At 74.0% G+C, this 13,788-nt stretch carries 12 protein-coding genes; 9 read left to right on the top strand and 3 right to left on the bottom strand.

All coding sequences use genetic code 11. The features are described from left to right. The first annotated feature begins 75 nt into the window (after nt 1-75). The 5 genes from M0638_RS18685 to M0638_RS18705 all read left to right on the top strand — a co-directional run bounded on the left by M0638_RS18685 (nt 76) and on the right by M0638_RS18705 (nt 5,774). Nucleotides 76-2,778 (top strand): hybrid sensor histidine kinase/response regulator, encoded by a 2,703-nt coding sequence (locus tag M0638_RS18685; protein WP_248668521.1) that lies wholly within the window; start codon nt 76-78, stop codon nt 2,776-2,778. 179 nt (nt 2,779-2,957) lie between these two features. After that, nucleotides 2,958-3,377 (top strand): chemotaxis protein CheW, encoded by a 420-nt coding sequence (locus M0638_RS18690; protein WP_248668522.1) that lies wholly within the window; start codon nt 2,958-2,960, stop codon nt 3,375-3,377. Between the two features lie 8 nt (nt 3,378-3,385). Further along, nucleotides 3,386-3,817 carry a response regulator gene (locus M0638_RS18695; RefSeq protein WP_456316046.1) on the top strand — a complete coding sequence of 144 codons (432 nt, stop codon included), beginning with the start codon at nt 3,386-3,388 and terminating at the stop codon, nt 3,815-3,817. After that, nucleotides 3,814-4,947 (top strand): chemotaxis-specific protein-glutamate methyltransferase CheB, encoded by a 1,134-nt coding sequence (cheB, locus tag M0638_RS18700; protein WP_345893049.1) that lies wholly within the window; start codon nt 3,814-3,816, stop codon nt 4,945-4,947. Before M0638_RS18695 ends, cheB begins: the two co-directional genes overlap by 4 nt. Beyond that, nucleotides 4,944-5,774: a CheR family methyltransferase gene (locus M0638_RS18705; protein ID WP_248668523.1), complete on the top strand. Its 831-nt coding sequence runs from the start codon at nt 4,944-4,946 to the stop codon at nt 5,772-5,774. Before cheB ends, M0638_RS18705 begins: the two co-directional genes overlap by 4 nt. A gap of 175 nt (nt 5,775-5,949) precedes the next feature. On the opposite strand, the gene phhA is transcribed toward M0638_RS18705, so the two are convergent. Further along, a complete protein-coding gene (gene phhA, locus M0638_RS18710; protein ID WP_248668524.1) occupies nt 5,950-6,924 on the bottom strand; it encodes a phenylalanine 4-monooxygenase in 975 nt (324 codons plus the stop codon). Nucleotides 6,925-7,036: 112 nt separating this feature from the next. Here phhA and M0638_RS18715 point away from each other — a divergent pair, with 112 nt between their 5' ends. Continuing rightward, nucleotides 7,037-7,510, top strand: a complete 474-nt coding sequence (locus M0638_RS18715) for an Lrp/AsnC family transcriptional regulator (RefSeq protein WP_248668525.1) — start codon at nt 7,037-7,039, stop codon at nt 7,508-7,510. Nucleotides 7,511-7,756: 246 nt separating this feature from the next. On the opposite strand, the gene M0638_RS18720 is transcribed toward M0638_RS18715, so the two are convergent. Both M0638_RS18720 and M0638_RS18725 read right to left on the bottom strand, forming a co-directional pair. Next, nucleotides 7,757-8,902: an oxidoreductase gene (locus M0638_RS18720; protein WP_248668526.1), complete on the bottom strand. Its 1,146-nt coding sequence runs from the start codon at nt 8,900-8,902 to the stop codon at nt 7,757-7,759. Nucleotides 8,903-9,130: 228 nt separating this feature from the next. Then, nucleotides 9,131-11,059 carry a sodium:solute symporter family transporter gene (locus M0638_RS18725; RefSeq protein ID WP_248668527.1) on the bottom strand — a complete coding sequence of 643 codons (1,929 nt, stop codon included), beginning with the start codon at nt 11,057-11,059 and terminating at the stop codon, nt 9,131-9,133. Nucleotides 11,060-11,307: 248 nt separating this feature from the next. Here M0638_RS18725 and M0638_RS18730 point away from each other — a divergent pair, with 248 nt between their 5' ends. From M0638_RS18730 to M0638_RS18740, 3 genes are all read left to right on the top strand, one after another. Further along, on the top strand, nt 11,308-12,027 hold the full coding sequence (locus tag M0638_RS18730; RefSeq protein WP_248668528.1) for a GntR family transcriptional regulator: 720 nt from the start codon (nt 11,308-11,310) through the stop codon (nt 12,025-12,027). A gap of 234 nt (nt 12,028-12,261) precedes the next feature. Beyond that, nucleotides 12,262-13,230, top strand: a complete 969-nt coding sequence (mmsB, locus tag M0638_RS18735) for a 3-hydroxyisobutyrate dehydrogenase (protein WP_248668529.1) — start codon at nt 12,262-12,264, stop codon at nt 13,228-13,230. 111 nt (nt 13,231-13,341) lie between these two features. Beyond that, on the top strand, nt 13,342-13,629 hold the full coding sequence (locus tag M0638_RS18740; RefSeq protein WP_248668530.1) for an acyl carrier protein: 288 nt from the start codon (nt 13,342-13,344) through the stop codon (nt 13,627-13,629). The last annotated feature ends 159 nt before the right edge of the window (nt 13,630-13,788 follow it).

The following is a 13,788-nucleotide window of genomic DNA, read 5'->3' on the forward strand; positions in this document are numbered from 1 at the left end:
GGCAGCCGGCCGGCACTTTACCGAATCTTCGCACGGAACGGGTTTCCTGCGGCGAGCAAGGCAAGAGAGCCGCCGATGGACGACCTGCTCGCCGATTTCCTGACCGAGACCAGCGAGGGCCTCGCCGCGCTGGACACGGCGCTGCTGCGCCTGGAGCGGACGCCGGATGACCGCCGGACGCTGGGCGAGGTGTTCCGGCTGGTCCACACCATCAAGGGCACCTGCGGCTTCCTCGGCCTGCCGCGCCTGGAGGCGATGGCGCACGCGGCCGAGAACGTGCTCGGCCAGTACCGGGACGGCACGCTGGCGGTGACGCCGGACGGCATCACCCTGATCCTGCACGGGCTCGACCGGATCAAGCTGATCCTCCAGGCGCTGGAGACGAGCCAGGCGGAGCCGCCGGGCGACGACCGCGACCTGATCGACGCGCTGGGCGAGGCGGCGGCGGGCCGTGCCCCGTCCGTGCGCGCGGCGGCCCCCGCGGCGGGTGTCGCCGCCGCGCCGCTCCCGGCGGACGGGGCCGCCGCGCCGGCCGCCGTCCCCGTGCCGGAGGCTGTGTCCGCCCCGGCACCGGAGGCAAGATCCACCCCGGCGCCGGAGGCAAGGTCTACCCCTGCGCCGGAGGCAAGGTCCACCCCGGCGCCGGAGGCGCCAGCCACCCGCATGCCGGAGGCCGCGGCGGCGGACCCGGTGGGGCAGGGGGCGCCGCAATCGATCCGGGTCAACGTGGAGGTGCTCGAGGGGCTGATGACCCTGGTCTCGGAGCTGGTGCTGACCCGCAACCAGCTCCTTCAGCTCGCGCGCGCCGACAGCGGCGGCGCCTTCGCCGGCCCCCTGCAGCGCCTGTCGCACCTGACGACCGAGCTGCAGGAAGGCGTGATGAAGACCCGCATGCAGCCGATCGGCAACGCCTGGTCGAAGCTGCCGCGCCTGGTGCGCGACCTGTCGCAGGAACTCGACAAGGGCATCGAGCTGGAGATGCACGGCGCCGAGACCGAGCTGGACCGGCAGGTGCTGGAACTCATCAAGGACCCGCTGATCCACATGGTGCGCAACGCCGCCGACCATGGGCTGGAGTCGACCGAGGCGCGGCGCGCCGCCGGCAAGCGGGCGGCGGGACTGATCAAGCTGAGCGCCTGGCACGAGGGCGGGCACATCATCCTGGAGATCGGCGACGACGGCCGCGGCCTCGACATCCCGCGCATCCGCGCCAAGGCGCTGGCGCAGGGGCTGGCGGGCGAGGCGGAGATCGCCGCCATGTCGGACCGCGAGATCGCGCGCTTCATCTTCCACCCCGGCTTCTCCACCGCGGCGGCGGTCACCTCGGTCTCCGGCCGCGGCGTCGGCATGGACGTGGTCAGGACCAACATCGAGCGGATCGGCGGCAGCATCGACCTGCGCACCGCCGAGAGGCGCGGCACCACCTTCGTCATCCGCATTCCGCTGACCCTGGCCATCGTCGCCGCGCTGATCGTCGAGGCGGGCGGCGAGCGCTTCGCCGTGCCGCAGCTCGCGGTGGTGGAGCTGGTGCGCATCGGCGGCAGCGGTGCGCGCGTCGAGCGGATCAAGGACAGCCGGGTGATGCGGCTGCGCGACCGGCTGCTGCCGCTGGTGTCGCTGCCTGCCCTGCTGCGCCTCGACGGGGCGGCCACGGCCGCGGCGGACGGCGCGTCCCCCGCCGGCGAGGCGGGCTTCGTGGTGGTGACGCAGGTCGGGCCCCACGTCTTCGGCATCATCGTGGACCGCGTCTTCGACACCGAGGAGATCGTGGTCAAGCCGGTGGCGCCGATCCTGCGCCACGTCACCATGTTCTCGGGCAACACCATCCTCGGCGATGGCAGCGTCATCATGATCCTCGATCCGGGCGGCATCGCGCGCGCCGCCGGCCTCGGCTCGGAGGCGGGCGAGGAGGACCGGCGCTACGAGCGCGAGCGCGGCTGGCTGGCCGAGCGCTCGGATGCGAGCACCGCGCTGGTGCTGTTCCGCGCCGGCGACGAGACGCCCAAGGCGGTGCCGCTCGGCCTCGTGGCGCGGCTGGAGGACATCCCGGTCGAGCGGATCGAGCTGTCCTGCGGCAGCCCGGTGGTGCAGTACCGCGGTCGGCTGATGACGCTGCTGCCCTTCGCCGCCGGCTGGTCGCCCGACCCCGCGCCCGGCGCGCGGCAGGCGGTGCTGGTGATCGCCGAGGGCGAGCGCACCTTCGGCCTGCTGGTGGACCGCATCGTCGACATCATCGAGGACCGGATGGCCATCGAGCTGATGGCCGGCCGGCCCGGCGTGCTCGGCACCGCCGTGATCGCGGGCCGGGTCACCGAGATCGTGGACTGCGCGCACTTCCTCGCCCAGGCCGACGCGCAGTCCGGCGGCGACTGGTTCGGCACCGGTCCCGCCCCCGGGGCGCGGCACCGGCTCCTGCTCGTCGAGGACAGCGCCTTCTTCCGCCACCTCGTGGTGCCGGCGCTGGCGGCGGAGGGCTTCTCGGTGACCGCCGTGGAGAACGCCCAGCAGGCGCTGAGGCTGCGCGAAGGCGGCATCGGCTTCGACGTCATCGTCTCCGACATCGAGATGCCGGAGCTGGACGGCTACGGCTTCGCGCGGGCGGTGCGCGAGGGCGGCGCCTGGGCCGGCCTGCCGATGATCGCGCTGACCGGCCGGGTGACGCCCGCCGACATCGAGCGCGGCCGCGCCGCCGGCTTCACCGACTACGTCGCCAAGCTCGACCGGTCGGCGCTGCTCGCGAGCCTGCGGCAGTGCCTCGAGCATCCGGCCGCGCGCTGAAGGAGAGCGACCCCATGCTGGATGTGCTGCCGCACGCGGCCGCCACGCCGCTCGCATCCGGGACAGGCCGCGACGGTGTCGCGGCCGGTTCCCCCGCCCTGCCCGCGGGCGGGCCGGGACCTGCCTCCCGCGGCGTGAGGACGGCGCCGGGCGGCGCCGGCCCAGGCGCGGAGGAGCCCGTGACGGCCTTGCTGACCTTCACCGTGGCGCAGCAGATCTGCGGCGTCCCGGCGCTCGGCGTGCGCGACGTGCTGGGGGCGCAGGCGATCACCCGCATCCCCCTCGCGCCGCCCGAGGTGGCGGGCAGCCTCAACCTGCGCGGCCGCATCGTCACCGCGATCGACCTGCGCCGCCGCCTCGGCCTGCCGGCCCGCGGGCCGGGGGCCGCGGCGATGAACGTGGTGGTGGAGTGGTCGGGCGAACTCTACAGCCTGCTCGTCGATGCGGTCGGCGAGGTCGTGGCGCTGCCGGCCTCGGGCTGCGTGCCCAACCCGCCGACCCTCGATCCGGCCTGGCGCGAGGCGGGGCGGGGCGTCCACCGGCAGGCGGAGGGCCTGCTGCTGGTGCTCGACGTCGAGCGGCTGCTGGCGATCGGCTGAGCGCCGCCATGACGATGCCGAGCGAGCCCTCGGGCGGGGCGTTGCCGGGCGGCGGCACGCAGCGCCGCTGCCTGGTGGTGGACGACAGCCGCGTGGTGCGCCGCATCGCACGGCGCCTCCTGGAGACCTTCGGCTTCGCGGTCACCGAGGCCGAGGACGGCGCCCTGGCCCTCGCCGCCTGCCGCGAGGTGCTGCCGGACCTCGTGCTGCTCGACTGGAACATGCCGGTGATGGACGGGCTGACCTGCCTCAAGGCGCTGCGCCGGGAATTCGGTCCCGACCGGCCCGTGGTCGTGCTCTGCACCACCGAGACCGACCTCGAGCGCATCGTCGCGGCGCTGGAGGCGGGCGCCCAGGAGTACATCATGAAGCCCTTCGACGCCGACATTCTCGGCGACAGGCTCCGCCGGCTCGGCCTGCTGCCGGAGGTGCCGACGTGAGCGCGGCGACGCCGATCCGCGTCCTGCTCTGCGACGACAGCGCCACGGTGCGCGCCGCGATGCGCCGGCTGCTGGAGGGCGACCCCGGCGTCCGCGTCGTGGCGCAGGCGGCCGACGGTCGGCAGGCCCTGGCCGCCGCCGCCGAGGCACGGCCGGACGTGGTGCTGCTCGACCTCGAGATGCCGGTGATGGACGGCATGACCGCGCTGCCCCTGCTGCTGCGGGGCGCGTCGCCGCCGGCGGTGATCGTCGCGAGCAGCCTGACCCAGCGTGGCGCCGCCGCCGCCATGGCGGCGCTGCGCGCCGGGGCGGCGGACTACGTGCCGAAGCCGGGCGCGGCCGGGCCGTCCGGCCTCCAGGATGGCCGCTTCCAGGCGGAACTGCTGGCCAAGGTGAAGGGGTGGGCCGGAATCGCCCGCCGCCGGCCGGCCATGCCGCCTGCGCCGATCCCGTCGCGCACGCCGCCCGGTCCGGCGGCACGCGAGGCCGCGACCGGCAGGGTGCCGCAGGTCCTGGCCATCGGCAGCTCCACCGGCGGGCCGCAGGCGCTCGCGGCCCTGATCGGGGGGCTGCGCGGCGCGGCGCCGGTGCGCCTCGGCGTGCCGGTCCTCGTGGTGCAGCACATGCCCCCCGGCTTCACCGCCATGCTGGCCGACCACGTCAACCGGCTCGGCGTGCTGCCCTGCGCCGAGGCGGTGCAGGGCGAGCCGCTGCGGCCGGACCGGATCTACATCGCGCCGGGGGAGCGGCACCTGACGGCCGTCGGCGGGCCGGGCGGCCTGGCGGTGCGGCTCTCGGAAGGGCCGCCCGAGAATTTCTGCCGCCCCGCCGTGGACCCGATGCTGCGCAGTCTCGCCGCCGCCTGCGGCAGCCGGGTGCTGGCGGTGATCCTGACCGGCATGGGCCAGGACGGGCTGGCAGGCTGCCGCGCCGTGGTCGCGGCCGGCGGCGAGGTGATGGCGCAGGACGAGGCGTCGTCGGTGGTCTGGGGCATGCCGGGCGCGGTGGCGCGGGCCGGCCTCGCGCGCCACGTATTGCCGCCGCCGGCCCTGGCCGGGCAGGTGCTGATCGCGCTGGCGCAGGCACCGGCGGCCCGCTGGCGGCCGGCCGCCGCGGCGGTCCGTGCATGACGCCGGCGGCCTTCACCGGCCTGGCCGAGCTGGTCAAGGCCCGCTCCGGCATCGTGCTGACGCCGGACAAGCAGTACATGCTCGACACGCGGCTCGCGCCGCTGCTGCGCCGCGAGAAGCTCGCCGGCCTCGATGCGCTGGCCGTGCGGGTGCGCCAGCCGGCCGGCGACGCGCTGCTGCAGGAGGTGGTTGAGGCGCTGACCACCAACGAATCCTCCTTCTTCAGGGACAGCAGGCCCTTCGAGCATCTGCGCCGCGTCCTGCCCGCGATGCTGGCGCGCGGGCCCGCCGGGGCGCCGCTGCGGATCTGGTCCGCGGCCTGCTCGACGGGGCAGGAAGCCTATTCGGCCGCCATGCTGGCCCTGGGCCTCGGCCCCGCGCCTGGCAGGCGGCGGGTCGAGATCCTGGGGACCGACATCGCGCGGGAGGTGGTGGAGCGGGCGCGGGAGGGGCTCTTCACGCAGTTCGAGGTGCAGCGCGGCCTGCCCGTGCAACTGCTGGTGAAGCACTTCCGCAAGGAGGGGACGCAGTGGCGGATCGCGCCGGAACTGCGCGCCATGGCCCGCTTCGAACACGCCAACCTGCTGCAGGATACGGCGCGGTTCGGCCGCTTCGACGTGATCTTCTGCCGCAACGTCCTGATCTACTTCGACATGCCCACCAAGTCGCGCGTGCTCGGCGCCCTGACCGCGCAACTGGCTCCCGGCGGTGTGCTGTACCTGGGCGGGGCGGAGACCATGCTCGGGCTGGAGACGGCGCTGGTGCCCGTGGCCGGGGAGCGTGGCGTCTACGAGGCCGCCGGCGCCGCGCGGGCACCGGCGGCGTGAGCCGGCCGGGGTCGCCGACGGCCCCGCCGGGCGGCATGGGCGTGGCGTGCCGGGCCGCGGCCGCCGCCCGCGCCGGGAGAGCGGCGCGGCGGACGCGGCGCGCGTCGGCGCCGGCCGGGACGTGGCACGGGCCCGATCCCGACGCCGGCGCCGCGATCCGGCGGCGCCGCCCGCGTCAGCGGGCGGGCTGGTCGTCCGGGTCGGCCGCGCCCGGCGCGATGGCCGGGGCGTCGCGCGCGGCGAGCAGGTGTTCGGGCAGGTCGCGCGCCGCCGCGAACAGCGTGGCGTAGTCGTCCAGCACGAACAGCGTCGGCTGCAGGTCGTCGATGACGTAGTCGCTGCGCAGCACGCGGCCGAGGTCGAAGCGCAGGCGGCGCGGCGCCCGGGCACCCCCGTCGCCGGTGGCGTGCAGCAGCTCGGCGCGCGAGGACAGGATTCCGGCGCCGTAGGCGCGCGTCGCTCCCTCCTCACGGATCAGGCCGAATTCCACCATGAACCAGTACAGCCGCGCCAGCGGCAGCAGCGCGCCATGCCGCATCGCCCAGGCGCCGAGGCGGCCGTAGCGTTCCATGAAGGCGGCGAAGTCCGGCTGCATCAGCAGCGGCACGTGTCCCAGGAAGTCGTGGAACACGTCCGGCTCCACCAGGTAGTCGAGCTCGTCGGGCCGCCGTAGCCACACCGTCACCGGGAAGCGGCGCGCCGCGAGGTGCTCGAAGAAGGCGCCGTCGGCGATCAGGCCGGGCACCGCCACCAGCGACCAGCCGGTGGCCGCGCGCAGCCGGTCGGAGGCGCGGGCGAAGTCGGGCACCCCGTCGCCGCAGTCGAGGCGCCGCAGCCCGTCGCGGAACGCGGCGGCGGCGCGGCCGGGCAGCAGGGCGGATTGCCGGGCGTGCAGGGTGCGCCAGGTGGCGTGGTCGGCGGCCGTGTAGGCCGCCACATCCTGATCCACCGTGCCGTCGGGCCGGGCGGCGGCGTAGTCGCCACGCAGGTTGGCGGCGCGGCTGGCGGCCGGCAGGGGGATGTCGAGGGGGGCAGCCAGCGGGGCGTCCAGGGGCGCCCCGCCCGGGGAGGCAGCCGGGGGAGGCGGCCGGTGGCCCGGAGGGGTGCCCATGGGGGAGCCCATGCTGAGCGGGGGTAGGCTGCCTTCCATGGCGACGTCTCCTTCGTTGCCGAGGCTAGCGCCGGAGCGGCGGCGGAATCCGCGACGAATCCACTGCCGGACCGGCTAGGATTGGCGGAATTCACCAGGAGGATTCCCGTCCATGGCGGATTCCGCCCTTTCCCTGGATGCCATCGACCGCCGCATCCTGCGTGCCCTGCAGGCCGACGGGCGGCTTTCCGTGGTCGCCCTGGCCGAGCGGGTCGGGCTCTCCGCCACGCCCTGCCAGCGCCGGCTGCGCCGGCTGGAGGAGGCGGGGGTGATCGCCGGCTACGCCGCGCTGCTGGATCCGGCGCGGCTCGGCCTGCCGCTCCAGGCCTTCGTCTCGGTGGCGCTGTCGAGCCATGCCGAGGAGGTGGTGAGCGCCTTCCAGAAGGCGCTCGCCGGCCGGCCGGAGGTGCTCGCCGCCTACGCGATGAGCGGCGAGATGGACTACCTGCTGCACATCCTCGCCGCCGACTTCGAGGCCTATGCGGCTTTCGCGCTCAAGGCGCTGCTGCGCATGCCGGGGGTCAAGGAGACCCGCTCCAGCTTCGTGCTGACGCCGCTGAAGCGGCCGGGGGCGGTGCCGGTATAGGATGGCGACCGCGTGACCCGGCCGGCCGACGCTCCCTCGGCGCGGGTGCCGGCGGGCCATGCCCGGGCGTGGCCACCGGGTGCAGGGGCCCGGACCGCCTCGTCACCCGCGCCCGCGGGTCGGACCCGCGCGACGCGCCCGCGCCACGGGAACCGGTGCGGCCTGCGCCACGGATGGAAATAGGCTGCGGCAGGCTGCGCAGGCCTGCTCAGCCATTTGTCCATGCGCAAACCTCGAGAGGTTTGCTTAGCTCGCCCTCGCCAGCGTGAAGCCGCCGCAATTCACCGTGTCGCGGCTACGCTCCAGGGCGTGGCTGTACTGCTTCGGCAGCACCGCGAAAGGCTCGTTGCGCCCGAGCTCCAGCGCCGCGTAGAGCGGCCAGTGGGGGTTGGCGATGATCGGCCGGCCGATCATCAGCAGGTCCACCTGCTCGTCGCGGATGATCCGGTCGGCATAGGCCGGGTTGCCCACGTTCCAGCTCACGGCCGTGGGAATGCCGGTCGCGGCGCGGATGCGTGCCGCGGTGGGCACCATGAAGCCGCGATCGGTCCAGGGCACCTCCGGCCCCGCATCGGTGTTCATGCCCATGCTGATGTCCACGAGGTCGAGGCCGCGCTCGGCCATCGTGCGGGTCAGCCAGATCGTGTCCTCGACCGAATGGGTCTCCATGCCGTAGTCGATCGCGCCGACCCGCATCGTCAGCGGCAGCCGCTCCGGCCATACCGCCCGGACGGCGTCGAAGGCCTCGATCAGGAAGCGAGCGCGGTTCTCCAGGCTGCCGCCGTATTCGTCGTCGCGCGTGTTGGCGACGGGCGACAGGAAGCTGGCCCCCAGGAAGCCGTGCGCGTAGTGCATCTCCACCCACTCGAACCCGGCCTCCAGCGCCCGCTCGGCGCCGCGGGCGAAGTCGGACACCAGCCGCGCGATGTCCTCCTTCGTCGCGTACCGGGCGCCGCGCGGGAAGCGCTTGCCGCCATAGGGTGTGTCCGTCGGGCCGATCGCCTCCCAGCCGAGCGGATGGTCGTCGGGAAGCTGGTGATAGCCCTCCCAGGGCGGCGTCATGCCGCCCTTGCGGCCGGTATGGCCGAGCTGCACGCCGGGCACCGCGCCCATCGACTTGATGAAGCTGGCGACGCGGCGGAGCATCGGGATCTGCTCGTCGCACCAGATGCCGGCGCAGCCCGGCGTCATGCGCCCTTCCGGGGAGACGGCGAGCTGCTCCATCACCACGAGCCCCGCGCCGCCGGCGGCGCGCGCGCCGAGATGCATCAGGTGGAAGTCGGTCAGGATGCCGTCCTGGCCGTCGCAGGAATACTGCGTCATCGGCGACACCGCGATCCGGTTTCGCAGCACGACATCCTTGAGGCGGAACTCGCTGAAGAGGTCTGGCATGATCAGGCTACCTGTCGTTGACGTCCGGAATGCTTTCGTGTGTCGGCCGCGCCGGCGGCGCGCGAACCCGCCGCCGGCCGTCTCGCCGGGCCCCGCCGCGCCCGATCCTGTCGGGCGGGGTCGGTACCGGCGCCTGCTCCGCGCGGGCGACGCCGCGGCGGCCCGCGATCGACGGCCGGGCGGGTCCGTCCGCGCCGTCGCCGCGCGGCGTCGGGCGTCACCGGCCCGTCACTCGGCCGCCGGCGCCGCGACCAGGCCGCCGCCCCGCATCCGCCGGCTCTGCTCGACGAAGCCGGCGCGGTCGATCGCGGCGCGCCGGCTGCGGTCGAGCAGCGAGACGCCGATGCAGACGATGAAGGCCGCCGGCAGCGCCACGAGGGTCGGCGGATCGAGCGGGAAGATCGGCTCGGCGTGGCCCAGCACCTTCACCCAGATCGCCGGACCCAGCACCGTCAGCACGATGGACAGCACCAGCCCGGTGCTGCCGCCCAGCACGGCGCCCCAGGTCGTCAGCCCCCGCCAGTAGAGCGAGAGGAGCAGCAGCGGGAAGTTGGAGGCGGCCGCGATGCCGATGACCAGCCCGATCACGTAGGCGATGTTCTGCCCCTGGAAGGCGATCCCCAGCACCACCGCGAGGATCCCGAGGACCAGGGTCGCCGCGCGCGAGACCAGCACCTCGGTCCGCTCGTTCACCCGGCCGCGGCACAGGATGTTGGCGTAGATGTCGTGCGACACGGCGGCCGCGCCGGACAGGGTCAGCCCCGCCACCACGGCGATGATGGTGGCGAAGGCCACCGCCGCGACGAAGCCCAGCATCAGGTCGCCGCCCACCGCATGGGCGAGATGGACGGCGGCCATGTTGCCGCCGCCGCGCAGCGCGCCGTTGGGCAGCACGTATTCCGGGTTGCCCGCCACCAGCGCAACCGACCCGACGCCGATGATCGAGATCAGCGCGAAGAAGCTGCTGATGCAGAGCACGCCGAAGAACATGGAGGAGCGCGCGGTGCGGGCATCCGGCACGGTGAAGACGCGCATGATCAGGTGCGGCAGGCCGGCGGTGCCGACGAACATGGCCAGGCCCAGCGACAGGGTGGAGAGGGGCGAGGCCGCGAAGCTGGTCGGCGAGAGCATCGCCAGGCCCTTGGGATGCAGCGCCACCGCCTCCGCCAGCAGGGCGTCGTAGCTCCAGCCGAAGCGGCTGAGGATCAGCAGCGCCACCGTGACGCCGGTGGCCAGCATCAGGATGGCCTTGATGATCTGCACCCAGGTGGTCGCCATCATGCCGCCGAACAGCACGTAGCAGACCATCAGCCCGCCCACGGCGCACACCGCGTAGACGTAGTCGATCCCGAACAGCAGCTGCACGAGCTGCCCCGCGCCCACCATCTGGGCGATCAGGAAGAAGACCGCGATCACCAGCGTGCTGGACGCCGCCAGGATGCGGATCGGCGTCGGCGACAGGCGGAACGCGACGACGTCGGCGAAGGTGAAGCGGCCGAGGCTGCGCATCCGGTCGGCGAACAGGATGCCGACCATGGGATAGGCGACCGCGTAGCCCGCCGCGTAGAGCAGGCCGTCGAAGCCGTTGGCGAACACCAGCCCCGACAGCCCCAGGAAGGCGCCCGCGGAGATGGTGTCGCCGGCGATGGCCAGGCCGTTCTGCCAGGCGGTGAGATGGCCGCCGGCGGCGTAGAAGTCCTTCGTCGAGCGGGTCCGCCGGGCAGCCCAGTAGGTGATGCCGAGCGTGAGCGCGACCAGCAGCAGGAAGAAGGCCACCGCCTGGGTGTTCGGCCCGCCGCCGGGGGTCGCCGCCTGCGCCGGGAATGCCGCGAGCAGCGACAGGCCGGCCACCGCGGCCATCCCGGTCCGGCGCACCCAGCGCCGGTTGGTGAGGAACACGTAGAGGCCGTTCAGCGCGGTCGAGAAGAAGATGAGGGCCAGCCCGTACACGATCCAGACCGAGGTCCTGCCGCCGGCGCTGACCGGCGTGGCGAGGCTGCCCGGGCTGTAGGCGGCGAACCAGAAGAACACCGCGACCGGCAGGATCAGGATCAGCGTCAGCAGGCCGCCCAGCACTGCCGAGCCCACGCCGGCGGACGTGTCGTCGCCCGGCAGGCCCGAATCGGGGCCGGGGCGGGCGAAGTCGTTGTTACGCAAGGCTAGCCTCCATCCTCATGGCAGGCCGGCGAACTGGCGATAGGCACCGGTTGGGCGCGAGATTTAAATACGGTATACGGTATTGGTACGCGATGGAGTCAAGCGGAATTGTTCGCCTGCCGACGATGATCCGGGAACGCCGGAGGCGAACTCGGCCGGGGCGCGTGGCGAAGCATGCGCTACAATGGGCCGGGGATGGATCTGCGACCGAAATACGGTGTACGATATCCGTGGAGGCACGCGCGCGCATGGAACCTGTGAAGCTCACCCAGTCGCTCGGACATCAGGTCTACGAGAAGATCCGCGACGCGATCTGCCTGGGCGAGCTGGCACCCGGCGAGCGGCTGGCGGAGGACAGCCTCGCGAAGCGCCTCGACGTGTCGCGGCAGCCGGTGCACCAGGCGCTGCAGCAGCTGCACAAGGAAGGCTTCGTCCAGGAGGCCGGCCGGCGCGGCCTCGTGGTGGCGCCGATGAGCATCGAGCTGGCCGAGAACGTCTACGACCTGCGCGCGGCGCTCGATGCCGCCGCCGCCGCGCGCGCCGCCGAACGCGTGACGGGGCGCGAGCGGGAGGCGGGCGAGGCGATTCTCCTCGACGGCCGGCGGGCCGTGGCCGAGCGCGACGTCAGCGCCATGATCCAGGCGGATTTCCTGTTCCACCGCTACATCTACGAGCTGTCCGGCAACCCGCTGATCGAGACGGTCGCCACGATGAACTGGCATCACGTCCGCCGCGTCGTCAGCGCCCTCTCGAACCGCCTGCTGAGCCTGGCGCCGCTCTGGCAGGGGCACGAGGAGATCCTCTGCGCCGTCCTGAAGGGGGACCCGGAGGGCGCCGCGGATCTCGCGCGCACCCATGTCGAGGCCGCCCTGGTCAGGCTGCGGGGCTTCGGCAGCACGGCCTTCGCGCCGGCAGCCGTCGTCCCGCCGCCGGCCGTCCTCCAGGGCGCCCTGCACCCGGCCGGGTGAAGGCCGGCCGATCCCGACGGTGACGGGCCCGGAGACCGTCGGCCGGGCGCTGTCCCGCGACGGCCCGCGGCGCCGCCCGGGTTGGCCGCGCCGGCGGCACGGGCCGGGAGGGTGGGCCAGGGGATCGGGCCAAGGGATCGGGTCCCGGGCGGAGGCCGGCGCCGCGGCCGGCTCGCCGTGGCCGCCTTCTGTTGTAGCCTGGGGCGCAGGCAACCACGGAAGGGGAGGCGGCACATGGCACGCATCGGGTTCGTCGGGCTCGGCAACATGGGGGCGCCGATGGCGCGCAACCTGCTCAAGGCCGGGCACGACGTGGCGGTGTTCGACCTCCAGGCGTCGGCGGTGGTAGCCCTGGCCGAGGCGGGCGCCCGTGCCGCCGCGGCGTCGGCCGATGCGGCCGCGGGCGCCGATTTCGTCGTCACCATGCTCCCCGCCGGGCGGCATGTCCGCGAGGTCTGGCTGGGCAGCGGAGGCATGGGCAGCGGAGGCGTGGGCAGCGAAGGCATGGGCAGCGGAAGCAAGGGCGGCGGGGCCGGGCTGGCCGCGGCCGCCGGGCCGGATGCCGTGCTGATCGACTGCTCCACCATCGACGTCGCGACGGCGCGCGAGGTCGCTGCCGCCGTCGGCCGGCCGATGCTGGACGCGCCGGTCTCGGGCGGGGTGATGGGGGCGGAGGCCGGCACGCTGACCTTCATGGTGGGCGGCCCGGCCGACGCCTTCGGGCGCGCCGAGCCGATCCTCGCCGCCATGGGCCGCACGGTGGTCCATTGCGGGGAGGCCGGGGCCGGGCAGGCGGCCAAGGTGTGCAACAACATGCTGCTCGCCATCAGCATGATCGGCACCTGCGAGGCCTTCGTGCTGGCGGAGCGGCTCGGCCTGTCGCACCAGGCGCTGTTCGACGTCGCCTCCCGCTCCTCGGGGCAGTGCTGGTCGCTCACCACCTACTGCCCGGTGCCCGGCCCGGTGCCCAACAGCCCCGCCAACCGGGACTACCGGCCCGGATTCGCGGCGGCGCTGATGGCCAAGGATCTCGGCCTGTCGCAGCAGGCGGCGCGGGAGACGGGGGCGGGGACGCCGCTCGGCGCGGCGTCGCTCGCGCTCTACGAGCGCTTCCTGGCGGCGGGCGGGGAGGGGAAGGACTTCTCCGGCATCATCGCCATGCTCCGCGAGGATGGCGGAACGGCGTCCGCGGCGCCGGGCTGACCCGCGCCCCGGCCGGGGCTGGCGCGGGGCTCGCGGCTTGCCAAGGGCGCCGGTTCGGGCCAAAGACGCCGCTCATTTTCCCAACTTCGCCCGGATCGGAGGGGACGCCTCATGGCCTCGGCGTTCGAGCGCATTGCCGACATCATCGCTGAGAACAGCGACGTCCCGCGTGACAAGATCACGCCCGACAGCCACGTGATCAACGACCTGGGCATCGACAGCCTGGACTTCCTCGACATCGTCTTCGCCATCGACAAGGCGTTCGGCATCAAGGTGCCGGTCGAGTCCTGGACCCAGGAGGTGAATGCCGGCCAGGCGCCGCCCGAGAAGTACTTCGTGATGAAGAACCTCGCGACACGCGTCGAGGAACTGGTGGCCGCGAAGCAGGCCGGGGGCTGAGGGGCGCGGGGCTCCGCCCCGGACTCCGGCAGAGAGGGCTTCGCCCACTCCGCGCTCTCCCACCCAAGGGGAGAATGGGGGCGAAGCCCCCTGGACCCCCGCTCGGTCTCAGGACCCGACGGCCGAACCACCGAGGCCCAAAACGACCGGGGTGCGGGG

Origin of the sequence: Roseomonas acroporae (genome assembly GCF_023223525.1) — a bacterium.
GTDB lineage: Bacteria > Pseudomonadota > Alphaproteobacteria > Acetobacterales > Acetobacteraceae > Roseomonas_E > Roseomonas_E acroporae.

Bases quoted from the DNA above. Each gene is read 5' to 3' on its own strand.
- phhA (WP_248668524.1), bottom strand. From the start codon at position 6,924: ATGGAAGGCAGCCTACCCCCGCTCAGCATGGGCTCCCCCATGGGCACC.
- M0638_RS18685 (WP_248668521.1), top strand. From the start codon at position 76: ATGGACGACCTGCTCGCCGATTTCCTGACCGAGACCAGCGAGGGCCTC.
- mmsB (WP_248668529.1), top strand. From the start codon at position 12,262: ATGGCACGCATCGGGTTCGTCGGGCTCGGCAACATGGGGGCGCCGATG.
- M0638_RS18740 (WP_248668530.1), top strand. From the start codon at position 13,342: ATGGCCTCGGCGTTCGAGCGCATTGCCGACATCATCGCTGAGAACAGC.
- M0638_RS18715 (WP_248668525.1), top strand. From the start codon at position 7,037: ATGGCGGATTCCGCCCTTTCCCTGGATGCCATCGACCGCCGCATCCTG.
- M0638_RS18730 (WP_248668528.1), top strand. From the start codon at position 11,308: ATGGAACCTGTGAAGCTCACCCAGTCGCTCGGACATCAGGTCTACGAG.
- M0638_RS18720 (WP_248668526.1), bottom strand. From the start codon at position 8,902: ATGCCAGACCTCTTCAGCGAGTTCCGCCTCAAGGATGTCGTGCTGCGA.
- M0638_RS18705 (WP_248668523.1), top strand. From the start codon at position 4,944: ATGACGCCGGCGGCCTTCACCGGCCTGGCCGAGCTGGTCAAGGCCCGC.
- M0638_RS18695 (WP_456316046.1), top strand. From the start codon at position 3,386: ATGACGATGCCGAGCGAGCCCTCGGGCGGGGCGTTGCCGGGCGGCGGC.